The sequence below is a fragment of the Winogradskyella eximia genome, assembly GCF_003386165.1.
In the GTDB taxonomy this organism is placed as follows: domain Bacteria; phylum Bacteroidota; class Bacteroidia; order Flavobacteriales; family Flavobacteriaceae; genus Winogradskyella; species Winogradskyella eximia.
The window spans coordinates 1-22,526 of the sequence record NZ_QRDV01000012.1 but is presented as its reverse complement, the minus strand read 5'-3'; the positions used below and the strand labels follow the sequence as shown (position 1 = coordinate 22,526).

The 22,526-nt window shown below is 30.4% G+C and carries 20 protein-coding genes; 8 read left to right on the top strand and 12 right to left on the bottom strand.

Going from position 1 to position 22,526, the window contains the following annotated elements; genetic code table 11:
- Positions 1–278: 278 nt before the first annotated feature.
- The 3 genes from DFQ10_RS18200 to kdsA form a co-directional block, all read right to left on the bottom strand.
- Positions 279–743, bottom strand: a complete 465-nt coding sequence (locus DFQ10_RS18200; protein WP_147299252.1) for a GNAT family N-acetyltransferase — start codon at positions 741–743, stop codon at positions 279–281.
- Between the two features lies 1 nt (position 744).
- Positions 745–1,599, bottom strand: a complete 855-nt coding sequence (locus tag DFQ10_RS18195) for a hypothetical protein (protein WP_115818885.1) — start codon at positions 1,597–1,599, stop codon at positions 745–747.
- Between the two features lie 72 nt (positions 1,600–1,671).
- Positions 1,672–2,484 carry a 3-deoxy-8-phosphooctulonate synthase gene (gene kdsA, locus DFQ10_RS18190; protein WP_115818880.1) on the bottom strand — a complete coding sequence of 271 codons (813 nt, stop codon included), beginning with the start codon at positions 2,482–2,484 and terminating at the stop codon, positions 1,672–1,674.
- Positions 2,485–3,144: 660 nt separating this feature from the next.
- Between kdsA and typA the strand changes: the two genes are divergently transcribed.
- Positions 3,145–4,941 carry a translational GTPase TypA gene (typA, locus tag DFQ10_RS18180; protein ID WP_115818878.1) on the top strand — a complete coding sequence of 599 codons (1,797 nt, stop codon included), beginning with the start codon at positions 3,145–3,147 and terminating at the stop codon, positions 4,939–4,941.
- A gap of 122 nt (positions 4,942–5,063) precedes the next feature.
- Here typA and DFQ10_RS18175 read toward each other — a convergent pair whose 3' ends face one another.
- Positions 5,064–6,011 (bottom strand): glycosyltransferase family 2 protein, encoded by a 948-nt coding sequence (locus DFQ10_RS18175; protein ID WP_115818877.1) that lies wholly within the window; start codon positions 6,009–6,011, stop codon positions 5,064–5,066.
- Between the two features lie 36 nt (positions 6,012–6,047).
- Positions 6,048–7,562, bottom strand: a complete 1,515-nt coding sequence (locus DFQ10_RS18170) for a hypothetical protein (RefSeq protein ID WP_115818876.1) — start codon at positions 7,560–7,562, stop codon at positions 6,048–6,050.
- A gap of 291 nt (positions 7,563–7,853) precedes the next feature.
- Here DFQ10_RS18170 and DFQ10_RS18165 point away from each other — a divergent pair, with 291 nt between their 5' ends.
- Complete coding sequence (locus tag DFQ10_RS18165; protein ID WP_115818875.1) at positions 7,854–8,408, top strand: class I SAM-dependent methyltransferase; 555 nt, start codon at positions 7,854–7,856, stop codon at positions 8,406–8,408.
- A gap of 3 nt (positions 8,409–8,411) precedes the next feature.
- On the opposite strand, the gene DFQ10_RS18160 is transcribed toward DFQ10_RS18165, so the two are convergent.
- On the bottom strand, positions 8,412–9,563 hold the full coding sequence (locus DFQ10_RS18160; protein ID WP_245940778.1) for a glycosyltransferase family 2 protein: 1,152 nt from the start codon (positions 9,561–9,563) through the stop codon (positions 8,412–8,414).
- A complete protein-coding gene (locus tag DFQ10_RS18155) occupies positions 9,556–10,857 on the bottom strand; it encodes a hypothetical protein (RefSeq protein ID WP_115818874.1) in 1,302 nt (433 codons plus the stop codon). The genes DFQ10_RS18160 and DFQ10_RS18155 overlap by 8 nt, the downstream gene beginning before the upstream one ends.
- A 136-nt stretch (positions 10,858–10,993) precedes the next feature.
- Here DFQ10_RS18155 and DFQ10_RS18150 point away from each other — a divergent pair, with 136 nt between their 5' ends.
- From DFQ10_RS18150 to DFQ10_RS18135, 4 genes are read left to right on the top strand one after another with little or no spacing between them, the layout of a single operon-like run.
- Positions 10,994–11,971: a GNAT family N-acetyltransferase gene (locus DFQ10_RS18150; protein WP_181897669.1), complete on the top strand. Its 978-nt coding sequence runs from the start codon at positions 10,994–10,996 to the stop codon at positions 11,969–11,971.
- Positions 11,968–13,068 carry a DegT/DnrJ/EryC1/StrS family aminotransferase gene (locus DFQ10_RS18145; protein ID WP_115818873.1) on the top strand — a complete coding sequence of 367 codons (1,101 nt, stop codon included), beginning with the start codon at positions 11,968–11,970 and terminating at the stop codon, positions 13,066–13,068. The genes DFQ10_RS18150 and DFQ10_RS18145 overlap by 4 nt, the downstream gene beginning before the upstream one ends.
- On the top strand, positions 13,069–14,379 hold the full coding sequence (locus DFQ10_RS18140) for an O-antigen translocase (RefSeq protein WP_115818872.1): 1,311 nt from the start codon (positions 13,069–13,071) through the stop codon (positions 14,377–14,379). It begins immediately after the preceding gene.
- Between the two features lie 10 nt (positions 14,380–14,389).
- Positions 14,390–15,676 carry an O-antigen translocase gene (locus DFQ10_RS18135; RefSeq protein WP_115818871.1) on the top strand — a complete coding sequence of 429 codons (1,287 nt, stop codon included), beginning with the start codon at positions 14,390–14,392 and terminating at the stop codon, positions 15,674–15,676.
- Between the two features lie 2 nt (positions 15,677–15,678).
- Here DFQ10_RS18135 and DFQ10_RS18130 read toward each other — a convergent pair whose 3' ends face one another.
- A complete protein-coding gene (locus DFQ10_RS18130) occupies positions 15,679–16,818 on the bottom strand; it encodes a glycosyltransferase (protein ID WP_115818870.1) in 1,140 nt (379 codons plus the stop codon).
- Positions 16,819–16,942: 124 nt separating this feature from the next.
- Between DFQ10_RS18130 and DFQ10_RS18125 the strand changes: the two genes are divergently transcribed.
- Both DFQ10_RS18125 and DFQ10_RS18120 read left to right on the top strand, forming a co-directional pair.
- A complete protein-coding gene (locus DFQ10_RS18125) occupies positions 16,943–18,025 on the top strand; it encodes a glycosyltransferase (RefSeq protein ID WP_115818869.1) in 1,083 nt (360 codons plus the stop codon).
- A 9-nt stretch (positions 18,026–18,034) separates the two neighbouring features.
- The gene (locus DFQ10_RS18120; RefSeq protein WP_115818868.1) at positions 18,035–18,439 is read left to right on the top strand and encodes a sugar 3,4-ketoisomerase; all 405 of its coding nucleotides are present in this window, start codon (positions 18,035–18,037) and stop codon (positions 18,437–18,439) included.
- On the opposite strand, the gene DFQ10_RS18115 is transcribed toward DFQ10_RS18120, so the two are convergent.
- The 4 genes from DFQ10_RS18115 to trpB all read right to left on the bottom strand — a co-directional run bounded on the left by DFQ10_RS18115 (position 18,425) and on the right by trpB (position 22,213).
- Positions 18,425–19,366, bottom strand: a complete 942-nt coding sequence (locus DFQ10_RS18115; protein ID WP_115818867.1) for a glycosyltransferase family 2 protein — start codon at positions 19,364–19,366, stop codon at positions 18,425–18,427. The two genes, DFQ10_RS18120 and DFQ10_RS18115, sit on opposite strands and share 15 nt — an antisense overlap.
- The gene (locus tag DFQ10_RS18110; RefSeq protein WP_115818866.1) at positions 19,366–20,256 is read right to left on the bottom strand and encodes a glycosyltransferase family 2 protein; all 891 of its coding nucleotides are present in this window, start codon (positions 20,254–20,256) and stop codon (positions 19,366–19,368) included. The genes DFQ10_RS18115 and DFQ10_RS18110 overlap by 1 nt, the downstream gene beginning before the upstream one ends.
- A gap of 16 nt (positions 20,257–20,272) precedes the next feature.
- On the bottom strand, positions 20,273–20,956 hold the full coding sequence (locus tag DFQ10_RS18105; RefSeq protein WP_115818865.1) for a cell division ATP-binding protein FtsE: 684 nt from the start codon (positions 20,954–20,956) through the stop codon (positions 20,273–20,275).
- 75 nt (positions 20,957–21,031) lie between these two features.
- Positions 21,032–22,213, bottom strand: coding sequence for a tryptophan synthase subunit beta (trpB, locus tag DFQ10_RS18100; RefSeq protein ID WP_115818882.1), 1,182 nt, complete (start codon positions 22,211–22,213; stop codon positions 21,032–21,034).
- Between the last annotated feature and the right edge of the window lie 313 nt (positions 22,214–22,526).

Below are 22,526 nucleotides of genomic sequence, written 5' to 3'. Positions count from 1 at the left end.
GCCAACGGATGGCTATTGGTTTACAGTAGAGTATGACGAACCTTTAACAGGAGCACGTAAAGAATTTAAAGCCCATTTCACCTTGAAACGATAAATAGGTGAATTTCTAAAATAGAAAGCCTGAGCATTATAATATGCTCAGGCTTTTTTAATATATTTTTTTGAACTCAGCTAAACAAAGGCTAAGAAGAATTCTCTGTATTTCAGAATGAAATTATTTGTAGAACAAAACTATGTAGGATATTTGAATGTATACACAAATCCAAGTTGTCAATTATTTAAAATGATTTCTCAACTATAAAATTTTCAAAAGTAACTCCTTTAAAATTCTTCTTTTGTTTCTTTATAATTTCATAATACTTATTGTCAAAAAACGGTAAAGCTGTTTTACTTACATCAGATTTTATCACTTCAAAATCATTCATCATAACTTGAGATTCTATGATGCGTAATAATTTAGAACCAATACCTTGACGTTGGTAGTCTTTGTGAACAAATAAACCATCAAAATAATTACCATTTTTTAAATAGGCAAAACCGACAATAGTAGTATCAATTTCGGCAAGAATAAAATAGAGTTTATTAATTCTTGTTTCCCATACGTCAATATCATCAGCTCCAGAAGCCCAAATACTAATGTGTTTTTCTGAGTAATCTTTAGAATTAATATGCGTAATTGTATTTCTAAAAAGTGCTGTAATTTCTGGAATATCCGTTATTTCAGCTTGTCTAATTTGTATCATTTTATAATTTAAAAATACCACCGAATGAAATGACACGTTGAAAAAAGTAAAAGCTTTGCTCTGCGTGTTCTGATGTGTTACTTGTTGTTCTTATATCATTCATGTTTATGTAGCCACCTTTAGCGTCTAATTGAATGAAAAAGTGCTTCAATACCAAAAGGTTTAATCCAATATTAGCAGATAATCCATAACCAGAGACATGGAATTCATCGTATCTCTCTTTTTCTAAAAGCGTTGTATTTGTTTTAGGGTATAAAACGCCAGCGCCAAGACCTTCTGTAATATTTATTTGGAAAACATCTGTATTTTGAATTCCAAATATTGAAGAAATATCATCAAATCTAGCAAATTCCCCATAGACATAATTAAGGCCATTAGTGTGTTCAAATTTTAACATATCTGAAGAGATAAATACTGATTCATTATTATACACACCATTATAAACACTTCCAGATTCGTCAGTAGGCAAATCAATATAGCCATCAATAGTTCTGTTTCTATTTCTATGCATTACATATTTCATGTGATCCACTCCAAGTGCTACAGTGTAATGGTCTGATATAAAATACCCAAGTTTAAAATTCGTTTGTGGAATGGTCATCCTAGTTGGGTTTATATAATCTACATGCCAACCTTTTGGTTTGTCTTTTGCAGTTGCATCTTTAATTGTAAAATCGTAACCGTCTCCTTTAAACCTTATGTCGGATTTTGAATACGAATCTCTATTTCCTCCCCAACTAACAAAGAATTTACCTTTGTTAGAAGAGGTGTACTTTAAAGTTTCTTGTACTTGAGAATATGAAATTGACGAAAAAAATGCGAATCCTAATACTAGGATAGTTTTAATATATTGCATCATATTTATTTTATGAAAAACTAACAGACGTAAGAGTAATTACTTACTTACAAAATAGATCTAGAAATAATATTAAAACGAATTAATTGTTTTTCTTATGGCTACTAAATTGGTGAGTAACCCTTCTAAGTTATCCAAATGTAACATATTAGCACCATCACTTTTAGCGTTAGCAGGATCAAAGTGTGTTTCTATAAATAAACCGTCGACGTTATTAACGATTCCTGCTCTAGCAATGGTTTCTATCATGTCTGGTCGCCCACCAGTAACTCCTATACTTTGATTTGGTTGTTGTAATGAATGTGTGACATCTAAAACTGTTGGAGCATATTTTCGCATCGTTGGAATGCCTCTAAAGTCTACAATCATATCTTGGTAGCCAAACATGGTACCTCTATCTGTAATCCATGCTTTTTCGTTACCAGCATCTTTTACTTTTTGAACGGCATGTTTCATAGCTTCCGGACTCATAAATTGTCCTTTCTTCAAATTAACGACTTTTCCCGTTTCTGCAGCAGCAACTACCAAATCTGTTTGTCTTACTAAAAATGCAGGTATTTGTAATACATCTACATATTCTGCAGCCATAGCCGCATCAGATGCTTCGTGTATGTCCGTTACTGTAGGTACATCAAAAGTTTCAGAAACTTTTCTTAATATTTTTAAAGCTTTTTCATTCCCAATACCTGTAAAACTATCAATTCTACTTCGATTAGCTTTTTTAAAACTTCCTTTAAATATGTATGGAATTTCGAGTTTATCGGTAATCTTAATTACTTTTTCAGCAATACGTAGTGCCATTTCTTCTCCTTCAATAGCACATGGGCCACAAAGTAGAAAGAAGTTATTAGATTCGGTGTGTTTTAGTTTCGGGATAGTAATCAAAGTTTCAGACTTATAATTGTTAGGCTGCAAAGATACAATTATCAAAGCTTAGTTGAAACAATGTTTTGTATATTCAGTTTCATGTTTTGCCTTAAAACAATTTTCTAATACTATTTCGTACCATCCAAAGCGACATTACAAAATTTCCAATCGTTAAAATTCCTCCATAGAATAATATCTTTTTCGAGGATTCTGTCCAATTGATAATGTTTAATACATTAAACAAATAAGCTAGGATTAAGTAAGATGATAAGCAAACAAAAACAATTCCTAATGAAAAATTTAATTTTCTACTTGGCTTAATTAGTTGCCATAAAAAGGGAAGTGCAAACAATAATATTGGATAAGCAGAAATACCTTGGAGTTTATTTATAATAGTAAACCAATATATAATTACCGACAAAAAGTAGAGGTAAGGAATAAACTTTGTGTATTTACTGATTGTATGCATCCGTTAATTATTAAGGGTTCAGATTGGTCTGCAAAAAAAAGTTGTAATAGTCTAACTAGTGCTTAAATGTTAAATAGACTTTGCGCTAATTATCAATTATTTAACGAAAGATACAAACTGAAATTACTTGAAAATGAAATAATAACATATTTTTAACGTAAAAAGAAGAATAAGACGTACATTTGCACGCTTAAAAATCAGCATCAGTTATGGCTAATATTAAAAATATTGCAATTATTGCACACGTCGATCACGGAAAGACAACATTGGTAGATAAGATAATGTATCACTGTCAATTATTTCGTGAAAACGAAAATCAAGGAGACTTAATTCTTGATAATAACGACTTAGAAAGAGAAAGAGGTATTACCATAACTTCTAAAAATGTTTCTGTAGTATATAAAGGTACTAAAATTAACATCATTGATACTCCTGGTCACGCCGATTTTGGTGGTGAAGTAGAGCGTGTATTAAACATGGCAGATGGTGTTGTGTTATTGGTAGATGCCTTTGAAGGACCTATGCCACAAACACGTTTTGTATTACAAAAAGCAATTGATTTAGGTTTAAAACCTTGTGTGGTTATCAATAAGGTTGACAAAGAAAACTGTACTCCAGATGAAGTACATGAAAAAGTTTTTGATCTAATGTTTGAGCTTGGTGCTGAAGAATGGCAATTAGATTTTCCTACCGTTTACGGTTCTGCAAAGAATAACTGGATGAGTGATGATTGGAGAAATGAAACTGATAATGTTGAACCATTATTAGATATGGTTATAGAGCATGTTCCAACTCCTGTTTTTGAAGAAGGAACAACACAAATGTTAATTACATCTTTAGATTTCTCTTCATTTACTGGTCGTATTGCAATTGGTAGAGTGCAAAGAGGAAACATTGTAGAAGGACAACAAATCGCTTTAGTAAAAAGAGATGGAACGGTTATAAAAAGTAGAGTAAAGGAAGTTTTTATTTTTGAAGGTTTAGGACGTAAGAAAGTAGAACGAGTTGAAACAGGTGATATTTGTGCACTTGTTGGTATTGAAGGTTTTGAGATTGGAGATACTGTTTCTGATATAGAAAATCCTGAAGGTTTAAAATCTATTGCGATTGATGAGCCTACAATGAGTATGTTATTTACAATTAATGATTCTCCTTTCTTTGGAAAAGATGGAAAATATGTAACATCTCGTCATATTAAAGATCGTTTAGAAAAAGAATTAGAAAAGAACTTAGCATTGCGTTTAGGAGAAACTGAAACGGCAGATAAGTTTATGGTTTTTGGTCGTGGTGTTTTACACTTATCGGTTTTAATTGAAACGATGCGTCGTGAAGGTTATGAATTACAAATTGGACAACCACAAGTTATCATCAAAGAAATTGACGGTGTAAAATGTGAACCAATTGAAGAATTAACAATTGATTTACCTGAAACTGTCTCTGGTAAAGCTGTAGAGTTTGTAACAAAGCGTAAAGGTGAGTTACTAAGTATGGTGACTAAAGGAGAACGTATGGTATGTGAGTTTATGATTCCTTCTCGTGGTATTATTGGTTTACGTAACCAATTACTAACAGCAACTGCTGGTGAGGCAATTATGGCACACCGTTTTAAAGAATATCAACCATTAAAAGGTGAAATTCCTGGACGTATTTCTGGATCATTAATATCTATGGAAAACGGAACAGCTATTCCTTACTCAATTGATAAATTACAAGATAGAGGTAAGTTTTTCGTTGAGCCAGGAGAAAATATTTATGAAGGTCAAGTTATTGGTGAGAACTCTCGTCAAGATGATATGTCTGTAAACATTACAAAAGCTAAAAAGCAAAGTAATGTACGTAGTTCTGGTGCAGATGATAAAGCTAAAATTGTACCTGCAATTAAGTTTTCATTAGAAGAGGCTTTAGAATATATTCAGAAAGATGAGTATGTTGAAGTAACACCAAACTCTTTAAGACTTCGTAAAATTTACTTAAAAGAAGTAGATCGTAAGCGTAATAAATTTTAAACGTAAGTTTAATTTACAATACTATAAAAAGAGAAATACTGAAAAGTGTTTCTCTTTTTTTTTGTTTATTATATTAGGGATAAATTATCTGTAACTACTAAATAAAAGAAACAGTATAATAGCTAATTTTTATAACTAGTAATATCTCTAATTTTGTAAGGACGTACATTTTGAGTCTCGTAATACGTACGCATTTGTAGGTCTATTACAATCCCAGTTGTAAACAATTGAATACCCACAAGTATAAATAGCACACCTAAAATTAATATGGGTCTATCACCAATGTCATTCCCCATAATTTTTTCGATTAATAAATACACATTAATTATGGCACCCAATGCGAAAAAGAAAATACCTAAGTTTCCTAATAAATATAAAGGCTTTTGAAGATAATTTCTTTGGAATAAGATAAGTAAAATGTCATTGAAAACTTTAAATGTTCTACCTAAACCATATTTAGATTTTCCATAAATTCTTGGATGATGGTTAACATTTATTTCACTGACGCGAGCACCATTTAGATAGGCTAGTAAGCTTATAAAGCGATGCATTTCTCCATAGAGATTTAGTTCTTTTGCTATTTCTTTTTTAAAAACTTTTAAAGCACAACCATGATCTTTAATATTAAGTTTAGTTGCTTTTCTAATTAAAAAATTAGCGATTTTAGAAGGTAGTTTTTTTACAAAATTGTCTTTTCTTTTATTTCTAATGCCAACTACAACATCCCAATTTTCAGCATGTAACTTTTGAAGCATAGGTAATATGTCTTTTGGATCATTTTGTAAGTCACCATCTAATGTTATAATATAATCGCCTTCAGCATTGTCAAATCCTGCTGCCAAAGCTGAACTTTGACCATAGTTTTTACGAAATTCAATAAGTTTAACCTTTGGATGATTTAGTTTTTTTATTTCGTTAACTGTTTTATCGGTAGAAAAATCATCAACTAGAATAATTTCAAATTTATATTCGTTTAAAGCTTCATCAATACTTTTAACTAAGAGTTGTATATTTTCTTCTTCGTTAAAAAGCGGTATGACTAAAGAAAGTAAAGTGTCTTGAAAATTCATAATTAAACTTGTGTTACAAAACTATCATTTTTTTGCTTAGGGTTGTTGGTAAACTCTAAAGTGTTCTTGTTTTTCCACAAGTTTCCAATGGTTTACTACGTAGACTGTAAGTAATGAACTTTCTTCGTAGTTATCCTGATGGTTTTCAAAATTATCAATAAAAATAGTTAAGTTTTTATCCCTTAACATTTGCTTATATTTTTCTAAATCGTCTGCCAAGTGATGATTAAAAACCCAATCAACACCAATTGGATTTACTGTATTTGTTATATAATGCCCTAAAGTCATTGATGGTAGAATAGTATAATTATCATATTTATTAGACAATGCTTTCAGTGCTATATATTTGTCAAACGTTTTTTTGTTTGTTTTGATGGTTTTTAAACGCGGAAAAACATCACCTAAAGGATAAATTAGTTCGAATCTTGGTCGTTCTCGATACGGAAATTGATATCCATAATAAAAAGTACCAATATACAGGCTAGTTATTAATAATGCTGTCCATTTTCTTATTGAGAAAGTTTCTCCAAGGCATATTAGTGCTACAACTAAAATTGATGGTGTTGAAAAATCGATTGGTGTATTATAGCCATTACTTATAGATGCACACCAAGACAATGAAAAGAGTAGTATTAAAATAGTATATTTTTTATCTTGTAAAGATTTCATTAAAGAAAATAGAATACCTAATATCCAAAGGAGGTGAATGATACCGTACTTTACAGGTTTGTATATGCTTTGGTACTTATAATATAACCACACTAGGACTAAAACAATTAAGACATTTGTAAATAAAAAGGTGATATGTTTTGAAGTGTATTTTTTTGCAAACCAAAAGGCTATTAACGCGACAGCTATATATAAAATATGAAATTTAACGGCTAAATAATACGATTTCACACCGGTCTTTATTAAACTAGAACCTGAAGTAAAGCTAAACATTTGATCAATAAAGGGCTGTAATGCATCTTGAGACCAGAAAAATAAGATATAGAGAGAAGTAAATAATAGTCCGCTAACAGTTAATATTAAAAAAGCTTTTGTCTCTTTTCTGTAGATTAGAAATAAGCCAACAAGTGGTGGGAAAAAATAAAAAGATTGTTTACATAAGGCTCCCAGAAAAAGGAAAAATGTTCCAATTACTATCCATTTCCAATCTTTCAAGTTTTTAGTAACAAAAAACAAACCCAAAATACTAAAGAAAAGACCATCAACAGTATTCCATGGCATTGGTGGATAATTATGAATAGAAATTATGGCTCCAATGATTGCAATAAAATAGATATATTTTTTAGGCAATTTTAAAAACTTAAAGGCTATTACACTAGCCCAATAAGAATATGCAAATACTTGGGCAAAATATAAGTATCTATTAATTAAATACGCATAATCTTCAGTGAGATAGAGTGGTAGAGAGTGAAAAAATGGAGAAAAAGCAGGTTTTATATATACAAAATCTCTATGTGGAAAATAACCATTGTACATGCTCCAAGATATACCAAAAATGGAACCCATATCTCCTTCTTCAATACCATATGGTCCGTACACCAAAATGTAAAAAAGGATTAACGCAAAAAAAAGATACTTAAAGGAATTTTTATAAATTTTAGTAAGGAACACAGGGTTTATTTTCTGCTAATATAAAATATTAAGCAAGATTAATTGAAAATAGTTCTAGACAATAAATTTGTGGTTTTTGTTTAAATCTATTGAATAAACGGCTTTATGACTTATCCTTGAGATATATTTATGGTTTTTATTTATAGTAGGATTCATTATGTTTTAAAAAAGATAGATTATTTTTTTATCGTATCATTGGAGCTGATATAATTTTAAATAGAGATGAAATTTATAGACCGTTTTTTAAGGAATTGGAGAATTAAAATGGTTAAGCCATATATTAGAGCTAATGATAGTGTTTTAGATATTGGCTGCTTTGATGAAACTCTATTTGAGAAATTGAAAACAAAACCAATTTTATCGAGTATTGGTATAGACCCATTATTAACTCAAACTATAGAAGGTGAAAATTATACATTGTTACCAGGTAAGTTTCCAGATAACCTAAAGAAGAAACATACCTTTGATAGTATAACTATGCTTGCTGTTTTAGAACATATTCCTACGGATGAGCAAATTCAACTAAGAGATAATTGTTGCCAATACTTAAATAATGCAGGTAGAATAATTATTACGGTCCCTTCTCCTTTTGTAGATCATATTCTTTGGGTTTTGACTAAGTTAAAACTTATAGATGGTATGTCTTTAGAGGAGCATTATGGCTTTAAGGTGGAAGATGTCCCAGTAATATTTAATTCAGAACAACTAAGACTTATAAAACATAAGAGATTTCAATTAGGCTTAAATAATTTATTCGTTTTTGAAAAAATAGGATAATTTTTATTTTTTTAAACCTAAAACACTAAAGAAAAAACTAAACAATATGGTTTGAATACCAAGTTGTAAAGTTGTTATTGCAGGAATTATAATTCGTAAAGTGGTACTTTTATCTAGGTGTCCGAAGTCTGTGTCTTCCCAAGTCGCTAAACCTTTAAAACTTAAAAATACTCCTATAATTAAAAGTATAAATCCAAAGATTAATCCTTTTTCGAGATTAATAAATTTAAAAAGTTTATTGTAACGATTAGACTTTGGAAGCAACTCGTTTTCAACTGCAAAAACTTTAGTTAAGCCATAAAAAATGATAAATTGAATTCCCACTAAAAAAAATGCAGAAGTGTAAAGTAAAGTGTTTATGTCTAATGTGAAATTGCTAAATTCAATTGGGTTTATAACGAGGATAATAGACATTAAAAGTCCTATTAAAGCTAATAAAATCCCAGGATATAAAAACAACCAGTTTGGAGCATAAAGCATTAAAAAACGCAAATGTCTCCATCCATCGCTCCATGTCTTTAGATGAGGAGCTCTTGTTCTGCCATCTTTATGCAGTTTGGTTGGGACTTCAGCAATTGATAAATTGTTTAGTTTGGTTTTTACCACCATTTCAGAGGCAAACTCCATACCTGAGGTTTTTAAATTCATGGTTTCATAAGCTTTTTTAGAAAAACCTCTTAAGCCACAATGAAAGTCACCAATATTAATTTTAAAGAATAATCGTCCAATAAAAGACAATACAGGATTACCTAAATATTTATGTAAAAAAGGCATTGCATCTTTTTCAATACCTCCTTTAAAGCGGTTTCCCATCACTAAGTCCTTACCATTTCTCAATTCTGTTAAATAAGGCATAATGTTAGAAAAATCATAGCTATCATCTGCATCTCCCATTATGACATACTTGCCGTGTGCAGCTGTAATTCCAGCTTTTAAAGCACTTCCATAGCCTTTCTGTTCAGTATTAATAACAATAGCATTAAGAGATGTCGCAATTGAAATAGAACCATCTGTACTGCCGTTGTCTGCAATAATAATTTCTCCAATTATCTGGTTTTTATTAAGAAAAGATTGTGCTTTGTTTATACAAATAGCAAGTGTTTCCGCTTCGTTTAAGCATGGCATTACAATTGAAAGTTCTATATTATTACTCACGTTTTAATAGTTTGAGTGTACTAATAAACAACAAAAATAATAAAGCATAGTTGTAAAATAAATAACGTTGTATAGAGTGGCTTGCAAAAGCAATAAAAAGGGCATTAGATAAAATAAGCGACGACAATAAAAATAGCACTGCATATTTTTTCTGATAGTAAAATGTTGTTTTTATTAAGCTAAAAAAGAACATTATTACCACAAAGAATAGAATTAATGGTGAATAAAAACCGTAAGTAAGATTAGTGTAAAAAAGCTGAACCCATTTTTTGAAATGAGCTTTAATTAAAGTAAATGTGTAAACCTTACATGCTGCTTCAGCTTCAAAAAAAGGATAGGAATTGGCTTGGTTTTCACTCCAGTCTTCAGGTACAGTTTGCTTAAAGTAATATGCAACACCTTCCTCTCTAACGGTTTGATTACATATTTTTGGTAAATTTTTATGAAAGAACAAATAGTCTTCTTCTGGTGTTTGATTAGGTTTTAATAGAAGATCTTTATTTGTTAACGTGTTATAACTCATTTTAAGAATTTCACGATAATCTTTTTTGTCAATAAGTAAATAATCTGTAGTGTCAGAAATATAAATTGGAGCCGTTGATGCACTAGTGAAACCTAAAGGTGTCGGTTTAAAAAAACCATCCTTTAATTTATGATAGCTACGTTCAGAAATACTTGCAACAAGTACCAAGCCACAAAATATAGTAATGGTTAATAGATGTTTTCTTTGAAAAAGAGACTTTCTATACATTAAAAAGTAGACTCCAGCGAAAATTAAAGTTGAGATTAAAAATTGACTTCTCACTGACACCAACACAAGAAATACAATAACATAGAATTTAATGTCCTTTCGTTTGTTTTTAAAAAGAATATTTAAACCAATAGCAATAAATAAAAGATATAATCCATAACCCAAGCCTTCTGAACATAAGTTATTTGCTATTAGCAATGGTGAAAAAAAAGGAATCAATAAAATTCCAACTAAAATAAATTTTAAGATGTTATTTAAATTAAATATAGATGAGACTTGTTTATAAAAATAATGCACACCAAACAAACTTACTATTGCATGTATTAATACTACCAATTCTTCAAAATATGACCCGAAAACATAACTAAAACTTTTTAAAAAAATTACATAGCCCATTTGTCTATATGGCATGGCTCTTAGATAGCTGTAGGTGTCAAATGAATAAATTGGATCATTAAAAATGCAAAACATTAAAACACAACAATAAATAACCAATAATAAAAGGTTTTCTTTGCTGATGTGCTTAACTTGTTTAAATGTCATTAGTAGTTTGAGAAAATTAAAGTTGCGAAAGTAAATCTAAATAATTTAATGATTAATAGTTAGATATATTAGAGTCTTTAGAGAATTTTTCTTCGCTATAAATGGCTTAATAGAAAATTAGGATTATTTTTGATTGATGTCAGATTATAAAGTCACCTTATATAAATCTTCAGATAAAGAACTCTGGAATGATTTTGCTCTAAAAAGCAATCAAGATACCTTTTTGTTTCAAAGAGACTTTATGGATTACCATAACCATATATTTCAAGATTTTTCTTTAATGGTTTATAAAAAGAGGAAACTATTAGCTTTATTACCTGCTAATTTAGTAGAACAATCTTTGTATTCGCATCAAGGGCTAACTTATGGAAGTCTTATCTACTCCAAAGGATTTAAAACTATAGATTTCATTCATGTATTTAAAGCTATTTTAGAATTTTTAGATCAAAAAAGAATTACTTCTTTAACCATTAAAGAGCTTCCAACGATATATCTGCATAACGAAAGCAATAATTCATTAAGCTATTTATTATTTAAATTAAAAGCGGAGTTGTTGAGAACAGATTTACATTCTGTGGTAAATATGAAGTATAGAGCCTATTCAAATAGTAGAAAAGAAGGCGTAAAAAGAGCTGTTAAATCGAATTTAAGAGTTGAAGAATCGCAAACTTTTGAATTATTTTGGAATTCCATTCTAATCCCAAATTTAGATATTAAACATCAAGTTAAACCCGTACATAGTTTAGAAGAAATCACACTTTTAAAATCAAGATTCCCAAACAATATTAGACAGTTTAATGTGTTTTATAAAGATAAAATTGTTGGTGGAACTACCATTTTTGAAACTCAGAATGTGGCGCATTGCCAATATATATCTGGAAATCAAGATAAAAACGAACTAGGAAGTTTAGATTTTTTGCATCATTATCTTATTGAACATGCGTTTGCTAATAAGCCTTATTTTGATTTTGGAACTTCTAATATACATTTGGGCCAACAGATAAATGAAGGATTGCTTTTTTGGAAAGAAGGTTTTGGAGCCCGATCCATTCCTCAAGGTTTCTATAAAATTGCAACAGAAAATTATAATTTATTAGATACTATTTTGGTATGATAAAATTTCTAGACCTTCATAAAATTAATAACCGTTTTAGAGAAGATTTTCAAGCCTCATTTAGCAAATCGTTGGATGATGCTCACTTTATTCTAGGTCATAATGTTACCAATTTTGAAAATGAATTTGCAGCATATTGTGGTACAAAATTTTGTGTCGGTACAGCAAATGGACTAGATGCGTTGACGCTGATCTTAAAAGGCTATATTCAACTAGGAAAATTAAAAAGAGGAGATAAAGTTGTTGTTCCTGCTAATACGTTTATAGCCACAATTTTGTCAATTCTTCATGCAGAATTAGTGCCTGTTTTAGTTGAACCCGATCCTAAAACTTATAATATCTCTGTAGATACAGATAAAACTATATTTGTTGATGCTAAAGCTATTATTATGGTTCACTTATATGGGCAGTTGGCAGATGCAGAAAACTTCAAAAAAATAGCAAAAGAATTTAATTGTCTTTTAATAGAAGATGCTGCTCAGGCACATGGAGGTATTTCTAATGTTATGCACTTAAAAGCAGGAAATCTGTCCGATGCAGCCGCATTTAGTTTTTATCCAAGTAAAAATTTAGGAGCGCTTGGAGATGGTGGAGCTATAACTACAAATGATAAAGAACTCGTTGAGGCACTAAAGTTATTGCGCAATTACGGAAGTAAAGAAAAGTACAACAATAAAATTATTGGTTTTAATAGTCGTTTAGATGATATGCAAGCGGCTTTTTTAAGTATAAAATTAAAGACTTTAGATGCAGATAATGATATACGTAGAAGTATAGCAAAAGCCTATTTAAAAGGTATTAATAATACTAAAATAAAACTTCCATTTTATGATGGATCTAAGAATCATATATTTTATGCTTTTGTTGTAGAAGTTGATGATAGAGTAGGTTTTACCGAGTTTCTTAGAAAGAACGAAATAGAATATTTAATTCATTATCCAATTCCTCCACACCGACAGGAGGCATTACAATCATTTTCGTATTTTAATTTGCCGCTTACGGAAAAGATTCATAAAAGAATTATAAGTTTGCCAATGAGTCCTGTGATGACGGAAGAGGATATTCAAACAGTAATTAGAATTTTAAACTCCTACTAATTGAAAAAATTTTTTAATTACATAAATAACGAAGTTTTAGTTAAAGCAGCGAATCTAAACATGGCTAATCTTAGCCTTAGAATTGTAGCCGGAATTTTAATTTCTAAGTTTATTGCTATTTACATTGGGCCACAAGGGATGGCACTTGTTGGGAATTTGCGAAATTTTTTAAGCGCCTTGCAAAGCATAGCGATTTCTGGACTTTACAAAGGAGTGGTAAGAACTGTAAGTCAGGTTAAGGATAATGCCATTGAACTTACCAAAACCTTATCTACCGTTTTTTACTTCGGCTTTTTCTCGTCGGTTTTTTTAGCGTTTTTGTGTTATTACAATGCAGAGTTTATTAATGATATCATTTTTTCTTCAAATTATAATTATAGTTATATCATTCAAACGCTTGCTATTGTCTTGCCTTTTTATGCTTTAAATATGTTTGCATTTTCCATTATGAATGGATTTTCTAAACACAAATATTTACTGCTTATTAACATACTAGGTCAAATTTTAGGCCTTTTGGTAACTTTACTTCTTATTTATCAAGAAAATATTGATGGCGCATTATTGGGTATTGTTATTACACCAGCACTTAATTTGCTTATTACTATAGTTGGTATTGCGTTTAGAAAAAGTTTGATGTCATCTATTAAGATTACACAAATTAGTTTATCGGTCTTAAATAAACTAAGTCCTAATATGATAATGGCATTAGTGAGTGCTATTGCTATGCCAATTGTTATGATTATTATTAGAAATTATCTTATTGATGAAATAGGAATAAAAGCGGCAGGTTTTTGGACGGCTATGACGAGAGTTTCTGATTATTACCTTATGTTTTTTAACTCATTAATGGCACTTTATATTTTGCCTCGTTTTTCTGAAATAAATACCAAAAGTGCATTTAGAAAAGAAGTGTTTAGTTTTTATAAAACCATTATGCCAGTATTTTTAGTCTTGTTGTTAATTATATATTTAAGCAGGTCGTTGCTGATAAATTTATTATTTACTGAAGATTTTAGACCTGTTGAAAATTTATTTGGTTACCAAATATTAGGAGATATTGCTCGTGTACTCTCTATGGTTATTGCTTATCAGTTTTTAGCTAAAAAGATGTTTGCACATTTTATTATATTAGAAGTGTTCTTGTTCATCATTATGTATTTCTCTAGTATTTACCTCATAGATGACTTTGGACTTAAAGGAGCCGTAATGGGGCATTGTTTAAGTTATTTTATGTACTTCGGGATAATATTATTACTATTTAGTAGTTCTTTATTTGGCGTTCTCACAGAAGAAGGTGCTGACGATAATTAAAAATTAATACGTGAAGCTTCCAAAATTTATCAGTAATAATATAGTGCTTAAAATTACGTCGCTAAATGCGGTTGTGATTACTATTAGATTAGTTATTTCTGGGTTTATACAATGGTTGCTTGCTACTACAGTTGGAGCAGCTGGTATTGCTAATATTGGACAAATTAGAAACGTGATTCAAATGCTTACAAGCACATCTACGCTTGGGACATTTAATGGAGTTGTAAAATATGTGGCTGAATTTAAAAAGGACCAGCCAGAACTTTCTAAATTATTTTCTACAGTTACTATTTTTATTGGTATTGGGTCGTTTATTTCTGCAACTGTACTATTTTTTGGAGCCTCTTTTTTTTCAGATTACCTTTTTAGTTCTCAAGACTATGTCTATATTTTCAGACTTTTGGCTGTTATCGTTCCTTTTATAGGAGTTAACCGCGTAATTGGTGGTGTTGTTAGTGGTATATCCGATTATAAACGGTATGCAAAGATTGAGTTGATCACTTATATTTTGGCAACTTCAGCAATTGCTATAGGTCTGTATTATTCGGATTTAAAAGGTGTAATTATTGCTATTGCAATTGCACCAGTGATTCAGTTACTAGTTGTTGTTGCTGTATTCGGAAAAACTTTAAAAACGTATCTAAATTTTAAATCTCTCAGCCTAAATTTTAATTACAAAAATAAGTTGTTGGCTTTTGCTTTAATGTCTTTTATATCTACTTTTTTGCTCAGTTTTATTGAGTTAGATATAAGGACTTTAATTTCTGAAGAAATAAATATAAATGAAGCTGGTTATTGGACAGCCATTACCTTTATTTCTAAAAATTATATGGTATTTGCCTCAGGATTATTCACCTTATATGTATTGCCAAAATTTGCTAGTATACATTCTAGCGAAGAATTTAAGACTGAAGTTTTTAATATTTATAAAACGATTCTTCCCATTTTTGGATTGGGAATGGTATTAGTTTACCTGATAAGAAATTATATTATTCAAATTATCTATCCAGAATTTACAGGAATGGAGCCTTTGTTTAAATGGCAATTGTTAGGAGATTTTATTAGACTAGGAGCTCTTGTATTATCGCATCAGTTTTTAGCGAAAAGTATGGTGAAGAGTTTCGTGATTACAGAAGTAATCTCTTTAGCTTTATTTTTTATTCTATCAAAAGTATTTATTCAATATTATGGTACAGAAGGTATTGTAATTGCTCATTTTGTTAGGTATGTTATTTACTTTATTATTGTGGCTTTTATGATAAAAGTGTATTACAACAAATCAGCTAAAGAGCAATAAATTTAGGTCTGCTTTCCCCAAGTTTTTAGATACAGTTGAGCAGAAGAAATATAATGATGATGTTGCTCTACAAATTGTCTGGCGTTAGACGAAATTTCTATAATTTTATCAGGATTTAAAATTAGCCATTCTAACTTATCTGCAATTTTTTTAGCATCTGGTAATGCATTAATAGCAATAGTATCTTCTTCAATATTATAATATTCTAACCATTCTTTTTCTGCTCCAGTAAAAACGACTTTCCCTTTTGCCATAGCTTCTAATGCATTAAAGCCTTGATCGTAAGCATAGATTTGGTCTAGCATGATGTGCGCTTCGTTATACGTTTTTATATATTGGTCATAAGGTAGACTCCGTACAGTGATAATTTTTATTTTGTCGGCATACTTTTGGTTAATGATAGTTAGGGCATCTTCAAAAATATCATTCCCTTTTTTAAAGTAGTTGTTAGAGTTAATACCGTGAAATATTACAATTTTATCTTCAATATGTAATTTTTTAAATTCTAATTGTTCAGTATTTATAGGATTTGGAATGAGTCCTAAATACTTAGGATGCTGTAATAAAGGTAAATGATAATCTAAGTCTGAAGCAATAACACCTTTAATAGATTTATAAATATGATGATGAAGTGCTATGAAATCGGGTTCTAAGAATTTTAAACCATAGCTGCTTAAAAATTGATCTTTTCCATTTAAATAAGGAGTAAGAATTGAATATCTTAGTTTCTGATCATGAGCATATTTTACACTTGTGTAATCTGTACCACAAGATAAAAGGAAGACGTTTTTATTCCAGCTAGAGATTAAATCGAAAATTGTTTTCTCAATATCTGGAGTACATAAAAATGAAGCTTCGTTAATAAATTGAACTACATCAAAACCACTAAGCTGAGTTTGTAGGTCAATGATTTGCTTTTTTACATGTAGAGATTCAAGATCAATTTTTGTGAATCTATAAATAAGATTCTTGAATTTTTTTAAAAATCCGTTGGTGTATCTTTTGTTAATAGGTAAATCCACATCGTAATTTTTGAAACCATCTTTTGCGGCTACAATTGTGACGTCGTGGTTTAGGTATTCTAATCCTTCCTTTAAAGAATTGTGAAGCCTACTATATTCACCAACTAATAAAATTTTCATCTGCTAAAAACTTATTTTAAAAATGGGTACATAGAACATTTAATTAATAATATCTTTCTGCGCGTGTGTTCCAAATATAGATGTTTCATTTATATTATTACATTTGTCTCAAAGATACTTGTTAATGATAAAAGCCAACAATAAAAAGATTTGTATTGTAGTTTCTTCCTTGGGTAATGGAGGTGCAGAACGCTCTTCTGGCTTGTTGTCTCAAATGTTATACAATGTTGGTTTTGATGTCCATGTAATTAGTGTTCTTAATAATATTGAATTTCCATACAAAGGGAAATTACTCAATTTAGGTGAGCTAAAAGATAAAGATAATTCTGCTTTAGGACGGTTGAAGAGGTTACGTGTTTTAAAGGCTTATGTAAAGGAGCATAATTTTGATTATATAATTGATAATAGAACACGAATTGGTTTTTTTAAAGAGTTTATAATTTCTAAATTTATCTTCACCCCAAAAAAAACGATTTACTGTATTCGTAGTTTTAAAATAGACAGTTATATCAACCCTAATCCATTTTTAGGGAAGTTATTATATGGTAATGCTTATAAAATGGTTGGTGTTTCTATGGCTATTGCAGAAAAAATAAAAGAGATTTATAATTTTGAAAATGTCACCTCAATTTATAATGCTATTTCTACTGAAGATGATCATCCAAAAGCTGAAACTAATGACCATTACATTTTGTTTTTTGGACGATTAGATGATGATGTTAAAAATATTTCATTGCTGCTAGAAGGCTATTCAAAATCAATTTTACCAAGCCAAAATATTAAACTCAAAATTTTAGGAGAAGGAAAAGATTTAGAAAAGTTGAAATTGAAATCAAATGATTTAAAGTTAACTTCTAATGTTCAATTTTTAGGACATTTGTCTAATCCTTCGGCATTAGTAAAATCGGCTTTGTTTACCGTTTTAACAAGTAAATATGAAGGTTTTCCTAGATCTATTATAGAATCCTTAGCACTTGGAATACCTGTAATTTCTGTAGATTGTAAATCTGGACCAAATGAAATTATAGAACACAATTCTAACGGATTATTAATAGAAAACAATAATCCTGAAGCATTAGCTGATGCCATGAACCAACTTTTTGAAGATAAAGCCTTATACTTACAATGTAAAAAGAACTCTAAGTCTAGTGTTGCTCATTTTTCTGAAGCTAATATTGTGAAACAATGGCAATCTATTTTAAAGTAATAATAAAACATGAATACTATAAATAAAGTCAGTTTAATAGAAATACCCAAGGTTCATGATGAGCGTGGTTTTTTAGCTGTTGTAGAGAAAGATGCTATTCCATTTGCTATAAAACGCGTGTATTATTTATATGATGTGCCTACTGAAAGCAGTAGAGGAGGGCATGCGCATAAGGAGCAACAATCAGTAATTATTGCACTAAGCGGAAGTTTTGAGGTTATAGTGGATGATGGTAATAACAAGAAACGTATCATGCTTAATAAGCCTAATCAAGGCTTGTATATTCCAACACATATTTGGAGAGAAATAGATAACTTTTCTTCGGGTTCTGTGTGCTTAGTTTTAGCTTCAACGGATTATGATGAAGCAGAATATATTAGAGATTATGACCAGTTTCTATTATCTGTAAGGTGAATTATAAAGTCTTTTTTTTAGTAACCAAAACTTTAGTTTTTTTAGAGTAATAAGTATTGGTCTCGGTAATTGTAAAAGAAATTTGAGTTTAAAATTTAGATTTTTAAAATCAATATCCTTTTTTAAAAGTTTATAATTCTTATAGTCGCCTAAAATTTTTCCTTCTAAAGCAGCCATATATCTATTTTGGTCTAAAAGTAATTTTAATGATGGAAAAGCTTTTTCATCTGCTTTATGCTTGTTAAGCATCTTTAGTAAATCAGGAATATCTTTTGTTAAAGAAAGATGATTATCCTTGGTATGAATCATTTTATTGGCCGTGACTTTTGATGAAAAAGCAATATCAAAATTTTTAGCGATGCTTATCCAAAGGTCAGTATCTTCTCCGCAACCTAAATCTTCATCAAATAAATAATTTTTATCAATAACTTCTTTAGGTATGGCAACAGCTGAAGTCCAAAGAATGTTATCAATAATGGTTGTGCTAAAATAATCGTCAACTATACCAAAAAACGGAAGACTTAAGTTAGTGAATTTAGGTTGTGTTGTATATGAATCGAAAAACATTTTTTGGTAAGACGTCGCATAAATACCACAATTTGGAAAGGATTCAATCAAGGATTTTAATTCCGCTAAATGATTGGAAAGCCATATGTCATCACCATCCGAAAGTGCAATATAATTAGCGTTAGCTTTTAATAATCCAAAATTTCGTGCAGCAGAAACACCTTGGTTTTCTGTTGGAAAGATTGAAATTCTGTTGTCTGTGAAATTTCTTAGAATTTCTAGGCTATTGTCTTTGCTACCGTCATCTACAATAATAATTTCAAAATCTTGAAAATCCTGATCTAAGATACTTTGTAACGTTTGTGCAACAAAATGAGCTTTATTATAAACCGAAATGACAACTGAAAAATAAGGCTTCATTATTTGCTAGAAGTTAATGTGCAAAGGTAGCCTAATTTATAGAATTGAAGCAAAGTTAAGTTTGGGTTATCACTTAAAAGTTGCTTTTTTATGGATGTCTTTGATAGCTTAAATAGGCCTCCAATTACCTTAGTTAATCTAAAAGAAGCAAGCTTTCTATAGAATTCTAATAAACTATTATCAGTACTAATAGAGTTATGCTTTAGGTTAAATTGATAAAGCGTTTTTACCGCTTTTTCTGTTTTATTTAAAAATGTAATGTTGTTGTCTAAACCTATATGCGTCGCATTATTATTAATGTGAATTATTTTTACATGGTTAGCTTTCATAAAAGCAGCAACATAATTATCATAACCATATCCTTCATTCTCAACTCTAGAATTGATGTCTAAAAAGGTTGTTTTTTTGATTAGAAAGTTTCCAGATATAGCCACTTTATAAGGTGATTTATTTCTTAGTTCTGCATCAACATTTTCATAATTCTTACCGTATTTCCAGCGTAAAATGTATTGTTGGTCTGGTTTTTCAATAGCATAGCTGCAACCACCATAAATAGCATCATAATTAGAGTTGATGAATTTTATATAATCAGAAATAAAGGTTGAATTTTCAGGGATTACATCAGCATCTAGAAATAGTAGCCAATCATATTTTGCCATTTCAGCAAGCGATTGTCTCGTTGTAATTCTTCCTCTATTAACTTTTGATATTATATGTTTAGCTTCACTAATAGAACTAATTACAAGGCTGTTATTTTCAACGTGTTTAGTAGAGCCATCTTCGTAGCAAATTATTTCAAAATCTATTGAGATAGACGTTAGCTCTAGTTTTAAAGCTTGAAAAAGCAGATTAACATTGTAGTTGTATGTTGGTATTAAAATGGAAATCACATTAAATGTCTAGATTTTAGTTTTTCCGTTGTACAACTTCAAACACCTTGTTTTCGTCACATTTTAAAGTTTTACTTGGATATTTTAGAAGCAATGCATAATCGTGAGTTGCCATTAAAATAGTATTTCCATTTTTATTAATGTCTTGAAGAACTTCCATGACTTCAATACTCGTTTGAGGATCTAAATTTCCTGTAGGTTCATCTGCTAAAATAAGTTCAGGATCATTTAATAAAGCACGTGCAATAGCAATACGTTGTTGCTCTCCACCAGAAAGTTCATGAGGATATTTAAAACCTTTTGTTTTCATGGCTACCTTATCTAAAACCGTTTCAATTCTATCTTTAATGCGGTCTTTTTCTTTCCAGCCAGTAGCCTTTAATACAAATTCTAGATTGCCATTAATAGTTCTGTCTGGTAACAATTTAAAATCTTGAAATACAACACCCAATTTACGTCTTAAAAACGGAATGTCCTTTTCTTTCATGGTTCTAAGATTATAATCTACAACAGAGCCTTCACCTTCAGTTAATTGTAAATCACCATAAAGTGTTTTCATAAAACTACTTTTCCCGCTTCCTGTCTTTCCAATAAGATAAACAAAGTCGCCTTTTTTCATTTCAAAATTCACCTTAGAAAGTACCATACTTTCACCTTGGTAAATTGTAGCATCTTTAAGCTCTAAAACCGTTTCGGACATATTATGAAGTATAAAATAATTTGGTATGTGTAAATGTATTGCTTAAAATTTCAAATGGCAAATTCTAAAAGCTAATTACAACTTAAAATAATCGATATAATTTTGTAAATCTTTGTCGCCTCGTCCGGATAAATTTAGAACAACGATATCATCTGGTTTGAATGTCTTATGCTCAAATACAGCTAAGGCATGTGAGCTTTCTATTGCAGGAATAATACCTTCTAATTTACATAAATCTAAACCCGCTTTCATAGCATCGTCATCCGTAATGGCTATAAATTCTGCACGACCAGTTTTATATAAATTAGCATGCATTGGGCCAACACCAGGATAATCTAAACCTGCCGATATTGAATACGGTTCTGTAATTTGTCCGTCGTTGGTTTGCATTAATAAGGTTTTACTGCCATGAATAATTCCTTCTTTTCCTAAAACGGAAGTCGCTGCGCTTTCTCCAGAATCAACACCTAATCCAGCAGCTTCTACTGCAATTATATTAACTGCTTCATTATCTAAATAATGATAGTAAGTGCCAGCAGCATTACTTCCGCCACCAACGCAAGCCACTAAATAAGTTGGGTCTTCTGTACCTTCTTTTTCTAAAAGTTGACTTTTTATTTCTTCTGAAACTACAGCCTGAAATTTAGCTACCATATCAGGATAAGGATGAGGGCCAACCACACTACCAATAATGTAATGCGTGTCTATAGGATTATTAATCCAATCGCGAATAGCTTCATTAGTAGCATCTTTTAAAGTTCTACTGCCTGATAAAGCAGGAATCACTGTTGCTCCTAACATTTTCATACGTGCGACGTTTGGTGCTTGGCGAGCGATATCAATTTCTCCCATATAAACGATGCATTCTATTCCCATTAAAGCACAAACAGTAGCTGTTGCAACACCATGTTGTCCGGCTCCAGTTTCTGCTATAATTCTGTTTTTACCTAGACGTTTTGCCATTAGGATTTGACCAATAGTATTATTGATTTTGTGTGCTCCTGTATGGTTGAGGTCTTCGCGTTTTAGATAAATTTTTGTGTTATATTTTTTTGAAAGGCGTTTGGCAAAATAGAGTGGTGAAGGTCTGCCTACATAATCTTTTAATAATGCATTAAACTCTTCTTGAAACGAAGGTTCTGCCATTATTTTTAGATAATTCTGACGTAATTCTTCTACGTTTGGATAGAGCATCTCTGGTATGTATGCGCCTCCAAATTCTCCGTAGTAGCCTTTTTCGTTAATGTTGTAACTCATTGTTTTTTGTTTATTGTTTTCTATTCTTTGTTCATTTTGTCTTGATATAAAACGAACCAAAAAATCACAATCAAAATTAGGAAATTGCTAAAGCAACATTCTCTTTCAGAACTTCGTGCTTAAGGCTTCGCCTCGCATCTTCGTTCTTTCGCTCATTATTTCTGAATTTTGATGTTTTCCGACTATGTCGAAATTTGGGACATTCATATTTACTAAACCTTGTTTTTATCCCAATTTGTTTTTCATTTTTTGCTAACTGCTAACTGCTAACTGCTAACTGCTAACTGCTAACTGCTAACTGCTAACTGCTAAC

What these genes read in the sequence shown, in the direction of transcription:
- DFQ10_RS18155 (WP_115818874.1), bottom strand. Translation starts at nt 10,857, where the DNA reads ATGACATTTAAACAAGTTAAGCACATCAGCAAAGAAAACCTTTTATTA.
- DFQ10_RS18125 (WP_115818869.1), top strand. Translation starts at nt 16,943, where the DNA reads ATGATAAAAGCCAACAATAAAAAGATTTGTATTGTAGTTTCTTCCTTG.
- typA (WP_115818878.1), top strand. Translation starts at nt 3,145, where the DNA reads ATGGCTAATATTAAAAATATTGCAATTATTGCACACGTCGATCACGGA.
- DFQ10_RS18105 (WP_115818865.1), bottom strand. Translation starts at nt 20,956, where the DNA reads ATGTCCGAAACGGTTTTAGAGCTTAAAGATGCTACAATTTACCAAGGT.
- trpB (WP_115818882.1), bottom strand. Translation starts at nt 22,213, where the DNA reads ATGAGTTACAACATTAACGAAAAAGGCTACTACGGAGAATTTGGAGGC.
- DFQ10_RS18115 (WP_115818867.1), bottom strand. Translation starts at nt 19,366, where the DNA reads ATGAAGCCTTATTTTTCAGTTGTCATTTCGGTTTATAATAAAGCTCAT.
- DFQ10_RS18200 (WP_147299252.1), bottom strand. Translation starts at nt 743, where the DNA reads ATGATACAAATTAGACAAGCTGAAATAACGGATATTCCAGAAATTACA.
- DFQ10_RS18165 (WP_115818875.1), top strand. Translation starts at nt 7,854, where the DNA reads ATGAAATTTATAGACCGTTTTTTAAGGAATTGGAGAATTAAAATGGTT.
- DFQ10_RS18175 (WP_115818877.1), bottom strand. Translation starts at nt 6,011, where the DNA reads ATGAATTTTCAAGACACTTTACTTTCTTTAGTCATACCGCTTTTTAAC.
- DFQ10_RS18120 (WP_115818868.1), top strand. Translation starts at nt 18,035, where the DNA reads ATGAATACTATAAATAAAGTCAGTTTAATAGAAATACCCAAGGTTCAT.
- DFQ10_RS18195 (WP_115818885.1), bottom strand. Translation starts at nt 1,599, where the DNA reads ATGCAATATATTAAAACTATCCTAGTATTAGGATTCGCATTTTTTTCG.
- DFQ10_RS18130 (WP_115818870.1), bottom strand. Translation starts at nt 16,818, where the DNA reads ATGAAAATTTTATTAGTTGGTGAATATAGTAGGCTTCACAATTCTTTA.
- DFQ10_RS18150 (WP_181897669.1), top strand. Translation starts at nt 10,994, where the DNA reads ATGTCAGATTATAAAGTCACCTTATATAAATCTTCAGATAAAGAACTC.
- DFQ10_RS18145 (WP_115818873.1), top strand. Translation starts at nt 11,968, where the DNA reads ATGATAAAATTTCTAGACCTTCATAAAATTAATAACCGTTTTAGAGAA.